This window comes from Actinomycetospora sp. TBRC 11914, from assembly GCF_012933465.1.
GTDB lineage: Bacteria > Actinomycetota > Actinomycetes > Mycobacteriales > Pseudonocardiaceae > Actinomycetospora.
Window position 1 is genome coordinate 17,149 of record NZ_JABBND010000025.1, and the last position, 14,955, is coordinate 32,103.

The following is a 14,955-nucleotide window of genomic DNA, read 5'->3' on the forward strand; positions in this document are numbered from 1 at the left end:
CCCCGACTTACCGTGGGGTGTGCTCCTCCAGCCGCTGGCCTCGCTGACCGACCTCGCGCTCGGGCTGGTCACGCTCTACCTCTGGCCCCGGGTGCCCCGGGACGTCGAGGGGGCGAAGTACTGGCGCGCGGCGTTCGCCTGGACGGCGGTGACCGCGCTGATCGGGGCGGTCTACCACGGCTTCCTCGTCGGCGATCCCCGCTGGGGCCAGGTCACCTGGGCTGTCATGAGCATCATGGTCGTCGTCGTCATGTCCTACCTGCTGGCGGCGACCGTGGTGCAGGTCCTCGGGCCGACCCGCGCCATCGTCTTCTGGCCGCTGCGCCTCATCGGGTTCATCGCGTACGCGGTCATCGCCGTCACCGGCCACCCCAGCATCATGGCGATCATGTGGTGCGAGAGCCTGACGATGGCCTGCGTCGTCGGACTCTGGGTCTGGGCGTGGTGGCAGGGGCATCCGGCCGGGGGCGCGGTGCTCGTCGCCATCGGGGTGAGCATCGTGGGCGCGCTGTTCCGGCTCGTCCCGGGCGCGACGGACCTGCTGCGGATCGACCCCGACTCCGCATACCACATCGGTCAGGTCGCCGGGATGGTGCTGCTGGCCCGGGCCGTCGCCCACGGGCGGCCGTCGGCGGCCGTGGTGGCCGGCGGGGCGGGCGCCGGCGAGCAGGCGGCCGACGAGGTCGGTGGCGCCGCTACCCGGCGCGACTGACCGCGGCGATGGCGTCGGTGACGGCGGCGACCGACCGGCTGATGTCCCCCGGCGTGGTCGACCAGTTCGACACGGAGAGGCGGACGGCCGGTCGGCCGTGCCACGTCGTGCCGCCGACCCAGCAGGTGCCGTCCCGCTGCACGTGGTCGACGACGGCGGCCGTGTCGGCGTCCTCGACGCGGAACAGGACCTGGTTCAGCACGACGTCGTTGAGCACCCGGACCTGCGGGCAGCGGGCGAGCTCGTCGGCGGCCTGGCGGGCCAGGGCGCAGCACCGGTCGACCAGCTCGGCCACCCCGTGCCGGCCCAGCGCACGGAGCGCCGCGTACACCGGGAGGGCCCGCGCCCGCCGCGACGACTCCGGGGTGAGGGCGGACGGGTCACGGCCGCCGACGGCGAGGTAGGAGGCGGTCACGCTGAGGGCCGCCACGGCGGCCGCCGGATCGCGGACGATCGCGAGCCCGCAGTCGTAGGGCACGTTGAGCCACTTGTGGGCGTCGACCGCCCACGAGTCGGCGCGCTCGACCCCGGCCAGCAGGGGCCGGCGCCCGGGACTGGCCGCCGCCCACAGGCCGAACGCACCGTCGACGTGCAGCCACGCCCGCTCCCGGGCACTGACGACGTCGGCGATCGCGTCGAGCGGATCCACAGCGCCCGTGTTGACCTCCCCGGCCTGGGCGCACACCAGCACGGGGCCCTCGACCTCGACGAGCGCCGCCGCCAGGGCGTCCGGCCGCATCCGGCCCTGGTCGTCGGCGGGCACGCGCCGCGCGCGTCGCGCACCGAAGCCCAGCAGCCGCAGCGCCTGGACCGCCGTCGCGTGGACGTGGTCCCCGACCAGCACCGTCGGGACCGGTGCCCCCGCGAGCCCGTCGGCCTCGACGTCCCACCCCTCCCCGGCCAGCAGGGCGTGCCGTGCCGCCGCCAGGCAGGAGAAGTTGGCCATCTGCCCGCCGGTCACGAACCCCACCGACGCGCCGGCCGGCAGCCCCAGGAGCTCGAGCACCCACGCCGCGGCGACCTGCTCGACCGCCGCGACCGCGGGGGACAGCACGGCGACGGCGGGGTTCTGGTCGAACGCCGACACCAGCCAGTCCGTCGCCAGGGCCGCGGGGAGCGTGCCGCCGGTGACGAAGCCGAAGTAGCGCGGGCCGCTCGTCGCCACCAGGCCCGGTTCCAGCGCGGCGACCAGCCGGTCGAGTACCGCCACGGGGTCGGCGCCGTCGTCGGGCAGCGTCGGGTCCAGGCGGTCGCGCAGCGCCTGCGGCTCGACGGGCACGCCGACCGGTCGCTCGGGCAGGGATCGCAACCACGAGCCGGCCAGCTCGGCCGCCCGGTGCAGGACGTCGTCGTGCCCCATCGCCGTGACGGTAGCCGCGGCGTGACGGTGCGGCCACGGTCCGGAAGTCCGGGCCGGGAGGGTAGGCCGTTCGTGAGGGCGAACGAGCCGAACCGACTACAGACCGCAGCGCCCACCCCGGCCTAGCGTCGTCCACGGGGGAACCACGTGCGTGCGATCCACGGCACGGAGAGCGCCCCCGGTCCGGCGGCCAGGCGCTGCCGGGGAAGGTGAGGGGATCGTCATGTGGGTCATTCCTCCGCTCCTGCCAGGGGCGAGCCGTGCCGACCGGGACTGGCACCGTCGCGAGGTGGCGGCCACCGAGCGCGAGATCAAGGACATCTGGACCAACGTCTGCCTGGTCACGCACCTCGCCCAGGTAATCCCGCCGCCCGGCGCCATCCTCCAGGCGCCGCTGGTCGGCACGATCACCCTCGACTCCGTCCCCGCCCGCTTCTCGGTGAAGCTGCGGCCCGGGCAGCTCCCGATCGACTTCGCGAAGCGGACCGCCCGCTTCGCGGCCGCCTTCGGGGTCCCCGCCGTCGAGGTCGCCACGCTGACCCAGGACAACCAGTGGATCTCCATCCGGCTGATGGAGCCGGTGTGGATCGAGTGGCCCGACGAGTACGTCCTCGACACGGCGGCCCTCGACGAGCCCGTCCCGCCGCTCGCGGCCACGGTCGCCGGCGACGACGGCCGGCTGCCGGCCGGCGCGACGAGCGCCGCGCCCGGCCGGCACCGTGCGACGGAGCCGGGCGCTGCGCCGTCGACGGAACCCCGGCCCACCACCCCGCTCGGCAGCGTGCTGCGGTTCCTCGGCGACTTCTGGCGCCTGCCGGACGCGAGCACGACGCCGTGAGCCGCTGAACGCGGGGGTCTGCCCCCGCGCCCTCGGGGGCGCGCCCCATCCCGCCCCGCCCGGCCTCCGGGCACCGTCGTCACCACACGACGACGGGCCCGGAGGGAGGGCGCGATGGACACGACGAGGAGCCCCGGGAGGCCCGAGCCGGTCCCGGTCCTGCTGCCGCGGCGCCGCTCGCCGGAGTCCTGGGCGGTCAGCTGCGCGGCGTGCGGCCTGACCGTCGGCGCGCGCCGCTGCGCGGCCTGCGGGCGGGGTGTCTGCCTGCCGACGCGCTGCCCCGGGTGCGGGAGCGGGCTGCGGGGCCGGCGGGGGTGCTCCGATTGCGGGGCACCCGGGCCGACCACGCCGTGACGCGCCGGGCCCTCACAGCTCGAGCGCCCCGGCCAGGGACGTGAGCGCGGGGATGTAGTCGCCCGGGTCGCCGACGAGGACCTGGGCGCACACGTGGTCCGCGCCCGCGTCGAGGTGGGCGGTGAGGCCGGCGGCGACGGTGGCCGGGTCCCCGTGGACCGCGAGCGCGTCGACCAGGGCGTCCGACGCGGTGTCGAGGTCCTCCTCGGTGAAACCGGTCCGCAGGAGGTTGTTCCGGTAGTTGGTGAGCTTCAGGTAGGGGTTGCGCACCTTCTCGCGCCCGATCGCGCGCGCCCGCTCGACGTCGGTGTCGACCACGACCTTCTGCTCCGGCGCCAGCAGCGGGCCGGCGCCGAGGATCTCCCGCGCGCCGCGGGTGTGCGTCGGCGTCGTCAGGTACGGGTGCGCGCCAGCCGTGCGGTCCCGCGCGACGGCGAGGACCTTCGGTCCCAGCGCGGCGAGGGCGCGGCCCTCGACCGGCACCCCGCCGGCGTCGAGCTCGTCGAGGTACTCGACGATCGTGGCGTAGGGCTTCCGGTACTGCCCGACCGCCTCCGGGTGCCCGATCCCGACGCCGAGCAGGAACCGGTCGGGGTAGCGCTCGGCGATCCGCCGGTAGGACGTCGCGACCTCGGCCGCCGGCGATGCCCACATGTTGACGATGCCCGTGGCCACCACGAGGCGGTCGGTCGCGGCGAGGAGCGACTCGGCGTGCTCCAGGTCCGCCGGCGGGCTGCCGCCGAGCCAGACGGCGCCGTACCCCAGCCGCTCGATCGTCGCCACGAGCTCCGGGGACAGTTCCGTCCCCCGCGCGAACACCCCGTACCGACCCGGTGCCACCGTCATGAGCGCCTCCGTCGTCCCGCCGGCTGTCTCCTCGCCGGCTCCTCTGTCCCGGCCAACCCGCTCGTCCCGGGCCGCATTCCGGCCCGTGAGGGCTCGTCCGTCCCGCGGCGCGGCGCACTCTCGACGAACGTGACGATGTCGGACAGGAGATGGGTGACGACGCCGCCCTCGTCGCGAACGAGATCCCGCCGGAGCCGGGTCGTGGATGCCATCCTGGAAGGCCTGCCGGAGCTGCTCTCCCGAGAGGGTCACGACGAGTCATGACCGGGCCGACGCCCTTTGAGGTCCACGAGTCGGGGTCGTTGCTGCACGGGACGAAGGCGGACCTGCGGGTCGGCGACCTGCTCGTCCCGGGCCGCCTGTCGAACTTCGAGGCCGGCCGGGTGATGAACCACGTCTACGTCACGGAGACGCTGGACGCCGCGGCGTGGGCGGCCGAGCTCGCCCTCGGCGACGGACCCGGGCGCATCTACCTCGTCGAGCCGACCGGGCCGATCGAGGACGATCCGAACGTCACCGACAAGAAGCTCCCCGGCAACCCCACCCGCTCCTTCCGTACCCGGGAGCCGGTGCGCATCGTCGGGGAGCTGGAGGGCTGGGTCGGCCACACGCCGGAGCAGTTGGCGGCGATGCTGGAGGGCCTCGCCGACCTGCGGCGCCGCGGGGCCGCCGTCATCTACGACTGAGCCGCTCCCGTCGCCTGCCGTGAACACCCGCGAGCAGGACCTGGCCGAGATCTACGTCGAGATGCTGAACGCCCACGAGCCCGACATGGTCGACCGGTCCGTGGCCGAGAACTACGTGAACCACAATGATTTCGTCGCCGACGGTCGCGAGGCGAACCGGCAGTTCTGGCGTGCGTTCTTCCTCGGGGCCTGTGCCACCGGGAGACCCGTGAGTGGAGAGAGCTCGGGGGCGGACCGGCGGCCCGCCCCCGAGTCACCCGGCCGTCAGATCAGTCGTCGCAGTGCGACTTGTGCTTCGGCTTGCACTCCTTCGGGGCGCAACAGTCCTGCGGCGGCTTGCACTGGTGGCAGCCACAGCCGCGGTGGTGGTGGTGCTTGTGGCGGGGCGGCGCGCAGAGGTCCAGCAGTCCCATCGGTGTGTCCTCTCGATCTCCGGGTCGAACCCTCGTCTCGGGGGCTCGGGGTTTGGTCGCGGAGACGATGTCGCCGCGTCCGTGATCCAGGTATCTCCGGTTCGTGATCTGTCGTTACCTGCCCGACGTAAGTTGCGTCGAACAGATGTGGTCGCTGAGCCGATCGGCGGCTACAGATTCCTGGAGAACCGGTCAAAACAATACGAATGGCCACGTACGTGCGAATTGTCCTATTCGGGCGCGGGGCGGGTCATCCGCTCTCGGCGACGGTCTCCTGCGCCGTCCGTTCCGGCGGTCCAGCGCCGCACGGTTCTCGAACAGTGATGGTCCTCGCGGGACCTCGACCAACCAGGGTCTCAAGGTCCGGCTCGGCTGGTGTATGTGTGGCCGGTCGGGGTGGTGGTGCGCACGGTGTGGGGGTGCTGGCCGTGCCCGTCGTGGACGGTCTCGACGGTCCAGTCGGGCATCTCGCGGGTGTAGTTGCCGCGGGCGCAGACCCCGCGGCCGTTGGCGAGGCTGGCGGGGCCGCCGGCGCGGGACTGGACGATGTGGTCGTGGTGCCTGATCGGGGCATCACAGAACGGTTCCCGGCAGCGGCCGTGGTCGCGGAGGTCGATCAGCCGGGCGAGGAACCCGTCGAAGCGCCGCTTCTGGGGGTCACCGCCGAGCAGGCCGCCGTGGCCGGGGTGGGCGAACAGCCGCCGCCACCACCGCTTGCCCTGCGTGGAGCGCAGCAGGTCGCGCACGATCCCGGCGGGTAGCGGCCCGTGGCCGACCAGCTCACCGGGGGTGGGGCTGTCGGGGTCGGTCAGGGCGTCGAGGGGCAGCACGATCCCGACCTCGACATCCACGTCCTCGGCGCGGGCCTGCCCGGTCACCCGCTCCACGAGGGTGTCAGCCATGACCTGGTCGCGGCTGCGACCGCCGGTGTCACCCGTGGCGATCAACCCGTCAGCGTGGCGGCGCAGCGCGGCCAGGCAGGCCACGCCTTGTTCGACCGGCAGCAGCGCCGAGAGGACGCTCATGGTGTCCGGGGCGGGGCGCACCGTGACCCGCCGGTCCTTCCGCGCGGTGCGGCCGCGCTGGGTGTAGCCGGCGGGGTCGGTCTCGTAGGCGGTCTTCTTCACCGTCGCTTCGGCCCGGCGGAATGCCAGCTCGTCGAGGCGAGCGTCTCCGAGTTCCTTGTCCACCGCACGCCGTGCCGCCGCGTCGAGGTGGCTGGTCTGGGCGACCACGGTCTCGGCCAGCCGCTCACTGATCCGCCCCGCCGCCAGCAGCCGCCGGGTCTCGGGCAGGTCGGCGGCCAGGGCGCGCGCGATGCTCAGGCGCCGCGAGCCCTGCCAGGACGAGACGTGGGCGGCGAGGGCGATCTGGTCGGCGATGCCCTTGCCCAGCTTCTCCGGGTCCAACTGCCCGGCGGCGACCAGCTGGGCCTGCGCTTCGACCTGGGCACGTCCGAAGGCGACCATGGCGGTGTGCTGGGCCGCGGCGAGCGCGGCGCGCATCTGTTCCAGCACCGCGACCCGGTCGATCAGGGCGGCGCCACCGTCGCCGCCACGCTCGCCGTCACCGGTCGGGTCGGTGGGGGCCTGCGCGAGTTCGCCGAGGCGGGCGAGCATCGCGGCCAGCTCGTCGCTGACCGCATCACCCACTGCCTCGTTCGAACTCATGTGCGAAGAATAGCGAGACCCCCTGACATCCAGGTTCGGTGTAGCTCCGGGAGGGCCCCGGGGTGAGGCTCGCGGCGCGGGTGTCCACGGCTGCCACCAACTGGATGCTCACCGACGGTCGAGACACCCGTGGCGCGGCCGAGGCGAGCGAGCCGTCGTCGGCCGGTTCGTGCGGTGGTGGGGCGCCGGGGCCGCCGGCCGCGGGTCGCGCCGACTCGGCCCCGGGCGGCGCGGCAGCGGACGGATCCGTGGCGGCGCGACCGAGTCGCGGCGACTCGGTCGCTCCGGAGGCCTTCGTCGTGGGGAACGCGGAGCCGTCGACGACTTCTGCGCAGATGTCCGGTCGAGGGCTCGCCGTGGTCGTGGCAAGCAGCGGGCCCGCGTCGCTCGGCCGCTGCTGCGCGCCGGATCAGACGCTCGGGACGTTGTACGCGAGGAGGGCCGCCGGACCGGCCGGTGCGGGCCGCACGACGGTGCGCGCCGCGCCGCCCACCCGCGGGAACACGCGGCGGTAGTCGTCGAGGGGGATGCCCAGGAGCTCACACAGCAGCAGCCGGATCAGGGTCTGGTGGGCGACGACGAGGACGCGCCCGTCGGGGTGCGCCGAGCCGACCTCCCGCAGCACCGGCATCGCCCGCGCCACCGCGTCGCGACCGGGTTCGCCGCCCGGCAGCGGCTGGGTCGCCGGCCGGGCGAGGAAGGCGTCGCGCTCGGCGGGGAACCGCGCGGCCATCTCCTCGCGGGTGAGGCCGTCGCCGGCGCCGAAGTCGACCTCGACCAGCCGCGGGTCGACCTCCGCGACGTGGCCGGCGGCCTTCGCGGCGGCCTCGGCGGTGTCCCGGGCACGGGGCGACGGCGAGGTCACCACCGCGTCGAGCCCGGCCGTCGCCGCCCAGCGGGCCAGCGCCGCGGCCTGCTCGCGACCCCGTGCGGACAGGGGGACGTCGGAGCGGCCGGTGTAGCGGTTCTCGGCGTGCCAGACGGTCTCGCCGTGGCGGACCAGGACGATCTCGGTCACGGCCCGCATCCTTCCGGCAGCCACCCGCGCGCGACGAGTGCGGCCCGGAAGGTCTCGTAGCGCTCGTCCGCGGCCGGCGCGTGCCGGGGCTCGAGGACCTCGCCCCGGTGCACCATGACCTCGGCGGTCGCGACCAGGTCGGGCTCGTCGTCGGCGGCCGCACGCGCGAGCACGGCCATGCCGAACGCGGGCTCGGCGTGGCGGGGCCGGTGCAGGGGGACGCCGAGGACGTCGGCGCGACGCTGGTTCCACCACCGGTTGGCGGTGGCGCCGCCGGTGATCGTGCGCGGGCCGGTGACGTCGGCGCCCAGTCCAGCCAGGTGCTCGAAGGCCAGCCGCTCGACGAACGCGACGCCCTCCGCGATGCCGGCGAAGGCCTGCCGCTCGCCGACCGCGCCGACCAGCTCGTCCAGCCCCCGGGCGTGCCGATCGTCCAGCCAGAAGCCGGCCGCGTCGGGCGCCGCGAACGGGAACCGCTCGCCCCGCCCTGACAGCGGGTAGACGACCGGTACCACCGGCGGCTCGTGGGCCAGCAGGGCCGCGGTGTGCTCCTCGAAGCGCCCCGGCGCGACGAGCTCGGCGAGGACGGCGGCCCCGGTGCTGGACGCCCCGCCGGGCCACCAGCCGCCCTGGGGCCCGAGGTGGCAGTAGACCGACCCGGTGGGGTCGCGCAGCAGTTGCTCGGTGACGCCCTTGAGCACCAGCGTGGTGCCGAGCACGGTGTTCCAGGACCCGGGGGTGACCGCGCCGGCGGCGAGCTGGGCGGCGCAGCCGTCGGTCATGCCGGCGACCACCGGCGTGCCCGCTCGCAGCCCGGTGCGCTCGGCGACCGCAGCGTCGACGCCACCCACGACGGTGCCCGGCCGGACGACGTCGGGCAGCTGCGCCGGGTCGATCCCGAGTGCGCCGAGGACCTCGGTGGGCCAGCGGCGCGCCACGAGGTCGTAGCCGGTCTTGAGCGCGGAGCTGGTGTCGGTGGCGACCGGGTGCCCGACGAGGTGGGCGTTGACCACGTCGCCCTGGTGGCGGACCCGTCCGCCCGGGTGGTCGGCCAGGAGCGGGAGCAGGGTGGGCAGCGCCCAGGTGGGGCCGACCACGTAGCCGAGCCGCTCCCACACCGCCGCCCCGGCCTCGCGGACGCGGTCGAGGTGGGCCGCGCCCCTGGCATCGTCGTACATGACGCCCGGGGTCAGCGCGGCCTCCCGCTCGTCGACCAGCACGACGCTGCCCGAGGTGGCGTCCACGGCGAGCCCGTGGACCCGGCCGACGTCGACCGCCCCGGCGATCTCGCCGAGGACCTCCTCGGCCGCGCGGCACCACTCCTCGGGCCGCTGCTCGTGACGGGCGCCGCCGTCGGCGCCCCGGTCCCGGCGGCTGTGCAGCGGCCGCGATGCCGCCGCGCGGACCTCGCCGTCGTCGTCGACGGCGAGCGCCCGGACGCCCTGGGTGCCGAGGTCGACCCCGACGACGACGCGTCCGGTCACGCCGCCTGCGTGCGCGGGGCCGCCGGGAGCCGGCGGGCGACGCCGGGATCGACGTCCGAGCGGATGAGCAGCGAGATCCCCGCGACGACGAGGTACATCAGGCAGTAGGCCACCGCGACGCCGCCACCGCCGGTGAGCGGGTAGAGGGCGGTGACGGTCAGCGGGCCCAGCAGGGCGGCTCCGCCTGCGCCCGTGTTGAGGATCGCCAGCGCCGCCCCCTTGTCCTTGGGCGCCACCATCGACGGCATCAGCGCCGACAGCGGGACGAACCCGGCCAGCACGATCCCGTACACGGCGCCGAGGATGGCGGTCAGCAGGAAGTCCTGCGAGGCGATCGCCCCGAAGTACCACAGCGGCGTCGCCACGGCGCAGCCCAGACACCCGAAGACGGTGACGGTGCGGCGCCAGCCGAAGCGGTCGCCGAAGACGCCGAAGAACAGGTTGGCGCCGATGTTGGCGGCGTAGGCCACCGTGGAGAGCACCGCGACCTGGGCGGTCGTCAGGAAGCCGCCGCCCGGGGTGTCCGGGCCGAACACGAACGGGAACATCGCGAAGAACCCGTACTGCGGGGCGGTGTTCACCAACCGCACGAAGAAGCCGGCGACGGTGCGCTTGTCGCGCCACAGGATGTCGATGCCCTCGAGCAGCCGGCGCGGGCTGCGCGGGTGGGCGACGGTCTCGTCGGCGATCGGCCGCAGCCCGTGGGCCTCGGTGACGGCGAAGCACCCGATGGCCGCCCCGACGACGACCAGCACCAGCGAGATGACCAGGGTGCTGTACTGGCTGATCCCCAGCGGCCCCACGCACAGCGCGGCGAGCGCGGCCCCGAGCGTCGGCAGGCCGCCGGTGAACGCGAACCAGAACCAGCCGGCGGCCGAGCCCCGCATCCGCGCGGGGGCGATCGTCTGGATCCACACCAGGAACGAGAAGGCGAACAGGGGATAGGCCAGGCCGCGGACCGCATAGGAGGTGATGATCAGCGGGGCGTTCTGCGCCGGCACCGCGACGAACAGGAACACCAGCTCGAAGACCACCCAGATCGCGGCGCCCAGCCACATCACCCGGCGCGGGCCCCAGATGGCCGAGAGGGTGCCGGAGAACCACGACGCCACCAGCGCGGCCACGCCGTAGAGGGTCACCGTGGCGAACGAGGCCTGGCTGCCCGACAGACCGCCGCCGGCGGGGTCGGCGAGGAAGGCCGACAGGAAGCTGGTCTCGACGCCGTCGCCGATCATGAAGACCAGGACGGCGACGAACCCCCACCGCAGCGCGTACGGGATCCCCCAGCGTTCGAGCAGGGGCCGGGGCGTGCCCTCGACGTCGTCGGTGCGGATCGGGGCGTCGTTGCCCTCGCTCATGGTGGCCTCCACGGGGCTGTGCGGCGCACCACGTTTACCAATCTGAGTGTTAATATCACAACCCTCGACGAGACTTCAGGTGGGCGCCACGGTCACCCGCGTGTGCTCCCGGAGCTCGACCAGCAGGTCGTCGCCGACGCCGTCGTCGATCACGAGGGCGTCGAAGACCTCGAGCGGGCGCACCTGGTGCAGCGCCCGCCGGGGCGCCTTGCTGGAGTCCATGAGCAGCACCGTGCGGGTCGCCGCCTCGATCATCGCCCGCTTGACCAGGACGATGTCCTGCTCCTGGTGGTAGGTCATCGAGCCCGTCATCGACGAGGTGGAGACGAAGGCCGAGTCCACCGCCATCGAGGCCACCGACTCACAGCAGGCGATGCCGCCGAACGAGTCGTGGGTGCGCGAGTAGTCGCCTCCCAGCCCGATGAGCCGCACCTCGGGGACGTCCTTGAGCAGCTGCAGCGCCGGCAGGTAATTGGTCACCACGGTCAGCGGACCGACCTCGTGCAGGCGCTCGACCAGCGCCAACGTGGTGGAGGAGTCGTCGACCATGATCGACGAGCCCGGCTCCACCATGGCCAGGGCGGCGTCCGCGATCGCCGCCTTCTGCGCGCGGTGGCGGGTCCGCCGGAACTCCGAGTGCGACTCGAACACCGACGTCGGCTGCGCGGAGACCCCGCCGCGGTACTTGCGCACCAGGCCGCGCCGGACGAGCTCGTCGACGTCGCGGTGCACCGTCATCAGGCTGACCCCGGTCAGCTCCACGAGCTCGGCGGCGCTGGCCGACCCCGCCGCGAGGACGTGGTCGACGATCTGCTGCTGACGAGCGGTGCGCGGGTGCACCGCCCCGCCCGGGGCCGGGGGACTCATGGACCCAGCCTCCCGGACGTGGTGGCGCGCGCCACAACGAGGGGTTTCGTCCTCACATTCGCGATGTTAACTTCACAGGCGGTCCGCAACGGTGCGACGAGGGGAGCAGGCCCCGTGCTGATGGAGCAGGAACGCCTCGAGCTGGTCGAGTACTGCCGCCGGATGCAGGCCGACGACCTGACCGTCGGGACGTCGGGCAACCTCAGCATCCGTCGCGGGGACCACGTCGCGATCACCCCGAGCGGCGCGGCCTACGAGGACCTCACCGCGGAGTCGATCTGCGTGGTGACGGTCGACGGCGAGCAGGTCGACGGGACGCTGGAGCCCTCCTCCGAGGTCCCGATGCACACGCTGGTCTACGAGCACACCGACGCCACCGCCGTGGTGCACACCCACCCGCTGTACGCGAGCGCGTTGTCGGTGCTGCTCGACGAGCTCCCGCCCGTGCACTACATGATCGCCCTGCTGGGCGGCCCGGTCCGGGTGGCGCCCTACGCCACGTACGGCAGCCGCGAGCTGGCCGAGCACAGCGTCACCGCGATGCGGGGGCGCTTCGGGGTCCTGTTGCAGAACCACGGCGCCACCACCCACGGCGAGAGCCTCGCCAAGGCCTACACCCGCAGCGTGTACCTCGAGTGGATCTGCCGGATGTACCACCAGGCGCGGCTGCTGGGCGAGCCCCGGCTGCTGCCCCTCGACGAGATCGACCGGGTGGCGGCGAAGCTCGACAGCTACGGCCAGACGGTGCCGTCGCGCTGACGTCGGCAGGAGGACGCCATGCAGGTGCTGTGCGCGGGGGACGAGTTCATCACCCCGACGATGCTGGTCGAGGCCGTCCGGTCCGAGCTGGCCGGGGAGGACGCCGGGTTCACCACCCACGCCAGCCGGTGGCCCGGCGAGCCCTGGTACGCCACCGGCGAGGTGGCCGAGGCGGCCGGCGCCGAGGACGAGATCGTGGAGGCGGTCCGCGGGGTCGACCTGCTGGTCACCCACCTCGCGCCGGTGACCGAGCGCGTGCTCGCCGCCGCCGACCGGCTCCGGCTGGTCGCCACGCCCCGGGGCGGCCCCACCAACGTCGACCTCGACGCCGCGACCCGCCACGGCGTCGCCGTGGTGAACCTGCCCGGCCGCAACGCCCGCGCCGTCGCCGAGTTCACCGTCGGCATCCTCATCGCCGGCCGGCGCAACATCGCCCGCAGCCACGCGCGGATGCGCGAGGGCGAGTGGACCGGCGACCTCTACCGCTACGACGAGGCCGGACCCGAGCTCGCCGGGCAGACGGTCGGTCTGGTCGGCCTCGGCCAGGTCGGCACCCGGGTCGCCGAGCTGCTGCGCGCCTTCGGCGTGCGGCTGCTGGCCGCCGATCCCTACGTCGACCCCGACGTCGCCACCGAGCGCGGCGTCCGGCTGGTCGGTCTCGACGAGCTCGTCGAGTCCAGCGACGTGATCAGCCTCCACGCCCGGCTCACCCCCCAGACCCGGCGCATGATCGACGAGAAGGTGCTCGACCGGGTCCGGCCGGGCGCCTACCTCGTCAACACCGCCCGCGGCGACCTCGTCGACCACGACGCCCTCGTCGACGCGCTGCGCGCGGGCCGGCTGTCCGGCGCCGCGCTCGACGTCTACGCGGTCGAACCGCCCGCCGCCGATGACCCGCTGCGCACCATGCCCCAGGTGGTCACCGTGTCCCACCTCGCCGGCGCGTCCCGCGACGTGGCCCACCGGGCGGCCCGCCGGATCGCCGCCGACGTCGGCCGCTTCGTCGCCGGCCGCCCGCTCGAGCACTGCCTCAACCCCGAGGTCCTTCCGGCCCGACCGGGGGTGGCGTCGTGATCGTCGGTGTCGACGTCGGGACCTCGCTCACCAAGGCGGACGCCTACGACGACCGCGGCCGGACGCTGGCCTCGGCGGAGCGGGCGTCCCGGCTGGAGCAGTACCCCGAAGGGCGGGTCGAACAGGACCTCGAGGACGTCGTCGCGTCGGTGGCCGACGTCGTGCACCGCGTGGTCGCCGACGCGGGCGGCGAGGAGGTCCGGGCACTGGCCCTGACCGGGCAGGGCGACGGGCTGTGGTTGCGCGACGCCGCGGGCGCCGCGACCCGCCCGCCGATCTCCTGGCTAGACGACCGCGCCGCCGACGTCGTCCGCGCCTGGCAGGACGACGGCACCCTCGCCGCGGTCTACCGCCGCACCGGGGCCGCCCTGTTCCCCGGCTGCCACGCCCCGCTGCTGGTCTCCCTCGAGCACGACGAGCCGGAGGCGCTCGAACGGGCCGCGGTGGCCGGCTACTGCGTCGACGCGCTGGTGCAGCGGCTGACCGGCGTCGTCACCGTCGACGCGTCGGACGCCTCGCTGCCCTTCCTCGACGTCGTGTCCCGCCGGTACGACGACGCCGCCCTCGCGGCGTGCGGGGTCTCCCACCACCGGAGCCTGCTGCCGGACCCGGCACCGTCGGGATCGCTGTTCGCCCTCGACCGGCGGGGCGCCGGGATCACCGGTCTGCCGATCGGCACGCCGGTGACCGGTGGGCCGTTCGACCTCCCGGCCTGCGCGGTCGGCGCCGGGCTGTCCACCCCCGGCGACGGCCTGCTCATCATCGGCACGACCCTCGCGTGCGAGGTCTTCACCGACCGCGTCGCGCCGGAGGAGCCCGACGACGCGGCGGGCCCCGAACCGGCCGGGATGTGGCTCTGCACCCCGCGGGAGGAGATGTGGCTGCGGGCCATGCCCGCCATGGTCGGCACCGCCGGGCTCGACTGGCTCCTCGACCTCCTCGGGGTCGGCATCGACGCGCTCCCCGGGCTGCTCGAGGGCACGCGGCCCGGCGCCGGGGGCGTCTCGGCGCTGCCGTTCCTGTCGGCGTCGGGGGAGCGCGCCCCGTTCGTCGACACCCGCGCCCGCGGCCAGCTCGAGGGCGTCACCCTGGGGACCTCGCGCGGGGACGTCGTCCGCGCCGTGTGCGAGGGCATCGCCTACACCGCCAAGCACTGCTTCGAGCGGGCCGCGTCCGCCGCCGACCGGGCCGGACGGCTCGTCGCGTGCGGCGGTGGTTCCCGCTCCCGGGCCTGGGCGCAGATCTTCGCCGACGTGCTCGAGCGTCCGCTGGTGGTCCCCGACGATCCCGGCCTCGGCACCCGGGGCGCGGCGATGACCGCCGCGCGGGCGCTCGGCGACGACGTCGACCCCGCCACCTGGGCCGCCCCGTCCCACACCGTGGAGCCCGGCCCCGACGCCCACACCTGCTACGCCGAGGGCTACCTGCGCTACCGCGCCCACGTCGACACCGCCCGCGAGTTCTGGGCCCGGCAGGCCCAGGGCTTCCGACGCGCGCCCCACCCGGAGTGATCCCC

General features: G+C 74.7%; 14 protein-coding genes. 6 read left to right on the forward strand and 8 right to left on the reverse strand.

What is annotated here, in order from left to right:
* Positions 1-19 precede the first annotated feature (19 nt).
* Positions 20-712 carry a DUF6962 family protein gene (locus HH311_RS27620; RefSeq protein WP_169186938.1) on the forward strand — a complete coding sequence of 231 codons (693 nt, stop codon included), beginning with the start codon at positions 20-22 and terminating at the stop codon, positions 710-712.
* Here HH311_RS27620 and HH311_RS27625 read toward each other — a convergent pair.
* On the reverse strand, positions 696-2,072 hold the full coding sequence (locus HH311_RS27625) for a pyridoxal-dependent decarboxylase (RefSeq protein WP_169186939.1): 1,377 nt from the start codon (positions 2,070-2,072) through the stop codon (positions 696-698). The two genes, HH311_RS27620 and HH311_RS27625, sit on opposite strands and share 17 nt — an antisense overlap.
* A 289-nt stretch (positions 2,073-2,361) precedes the next feature.
* On the opposite strand from HH311_RS27625, the gene HH311_RS27630 reads away from it, so the two are divergent.
* A complete protein-coding gene (locus HH311_RS27630; protein WP_169186940.1) occupies positions 2,362-2,910 on the forward strand; it encodes a hypothetical protein in 549 nt (182 codons plus the stop codon).
* A 366-nt stretch (positions 2,911-3,276) separates the two neighbouring features.
* Here the strand turns inward: HH311_RS27630 and HH311_RS27635 are convergent, their stop codons facing one another.
* A complete protein-coding gene (locus HH311_RS27635; protein WP_169186941.1) occupies positions 3,277-4,110 on the reverse strand; it encodes an LLM class F420-dependent oxidoreductase in 834 nt (277 codons plus the stop codon).
* Between the two features lie 260 nt (positions 4,111-4,370).
* Here HH311_RS27635 and arr point away from each other — a divergent pair, with 260 nt between their 5' ends.
* On the forward strand, positions 4,371-4,796 hold the full coding sequence (gene arr, locus HH311_RS27640; protein WP_169186942.1) for an NAD(+)--rifampin ADP-ribosyltransferase: 426 nt from the start codon (positions 4,371-4,373) through the stop codon (positions 4,794-4,796).
* 269 nt (positions 4,797-5,065) lie between these two features.
* Here arr and HH311_RS27645 read toward each other — a convergent pair whose 3' ends face one another.
* From HH311_RS27645 to HH311_RS27670, 6 genes are all read right to left on the reverse strand, one after another.
* On the reverse strand, positions 5,066-5,209 hold the full coding sequence (locus HH311_RS27645; protein WP_169186943.1) for a hypothetical protein: 144 nt from the start codon (positions 5,207-5,209) through the stop codon (positions 5,066-5,068).
* Positions 5,210-5,565: 356 nt separating this feature from the next.
* The gene (locus HH311_RS27650; RefSeq protein ID WP_169186944.1) at positions 5,566-6,879 is read right to left on the reverse strand and encodes a DUF222 domain-containing protein; all 1,314 of its coding nucleotides are present in this window, start codon (positions 6,877-6,879) and stop codon (positions 5,566-5,568) included.
* A gap of 409 nt (positions 6,880-7,288) precedes the next feature.
* Entirely contained in the window at positions 7,289-7,897 is a 609-nt protein-coding gene (locus tag HH311_RS27655) for a histidine phosphatase family protein (protein ID WP_169186945.1), read from the reverse strand.
* Entirely contained in the window at positions 7,894-9,381 is a 1,488-nt protein-coding gene (locus tag HH311_RS27660) for an FGGY family carbohydrate kinase (RefSeq protein ID WP_169186946.1), read from the reverse strand. The genes HH311_RS27655 and HH311_RS27660 overlap by 4 nt, the downstream gene beginning before the upstream one ends.
* The gene (locus HH311_RS27665; protein ID WP_169186947.1) at positions 9,378-10,739 is read right to left on the reverse strand and encodes an MFS transporter; all 1,362 of its coding nucleotides are present in this window, start codon (positions 10,737-10,739) and stop codon (positions 9,378-9,380) included. The genes HH311_RS27660 and HH311_RS27665 overlap by 4 nt, the downstream gene beginning before the upstream one ends.
* A 75-nt stretch (positions 10,740-10,814) precedes the next feature.
* Entirely contained in the window at positions 10,815-11,606 is a 792-nt protein-coding gene (locus tag HH311_RS27670) for a DeoR/GlpR family DNA-binding transcription regulator (protein ID WP_169186948.1), read from the reverse strand.
* 114 nt (positions 11,607-11,720) lie between these two features.
* Between HH311_RS27670 and HH311_RS27675 the strand changes: the two genes are divergently transcribed.
* From HH311_RS27675 to HH311_RS27685, 3 genes are read left to right on the forward strand one after another with little or no spacing between them, the layout of a single operon-like run.
* Positions 11,721-12,365, forward strand: coding sequence for a class II aldolase/adducin family protein (locus tag HH311_RS27675; RefSeq protein WP_169186949.1), 645 nt, complete (start codon positions 11,721-11,723; stop codon positions 12,363-12,365).
* Between the two features lie 18 nt (positions 12,366-12,383).
* A complete protein-coding gene (locus HH311_RS27680) occupies positions 12,384-13,439 on the forward strand; it encodes a 2-hydroxyacid dehydrogenase (protein ID WP_169186950.1) in 1,056 nt (351 codons plus the stop codon).
* Positions 13,436-14,950, forward strand: coding sequence for an FGGY-family carbohydrate kinase (locus tag HH311_RS27685; RefSeq protein ID WP_169186951.1), 1,515 nt, complete (start codon positions 13,436-13,438; stop codon positions 14,948-14,950). Before HH311_RS27680 ends, HH311_RS27685 begins: the two co-directional genes overlap by 4 nt.
* Positions 14,951-14,955: the final 5 nt, after the last annotated feature.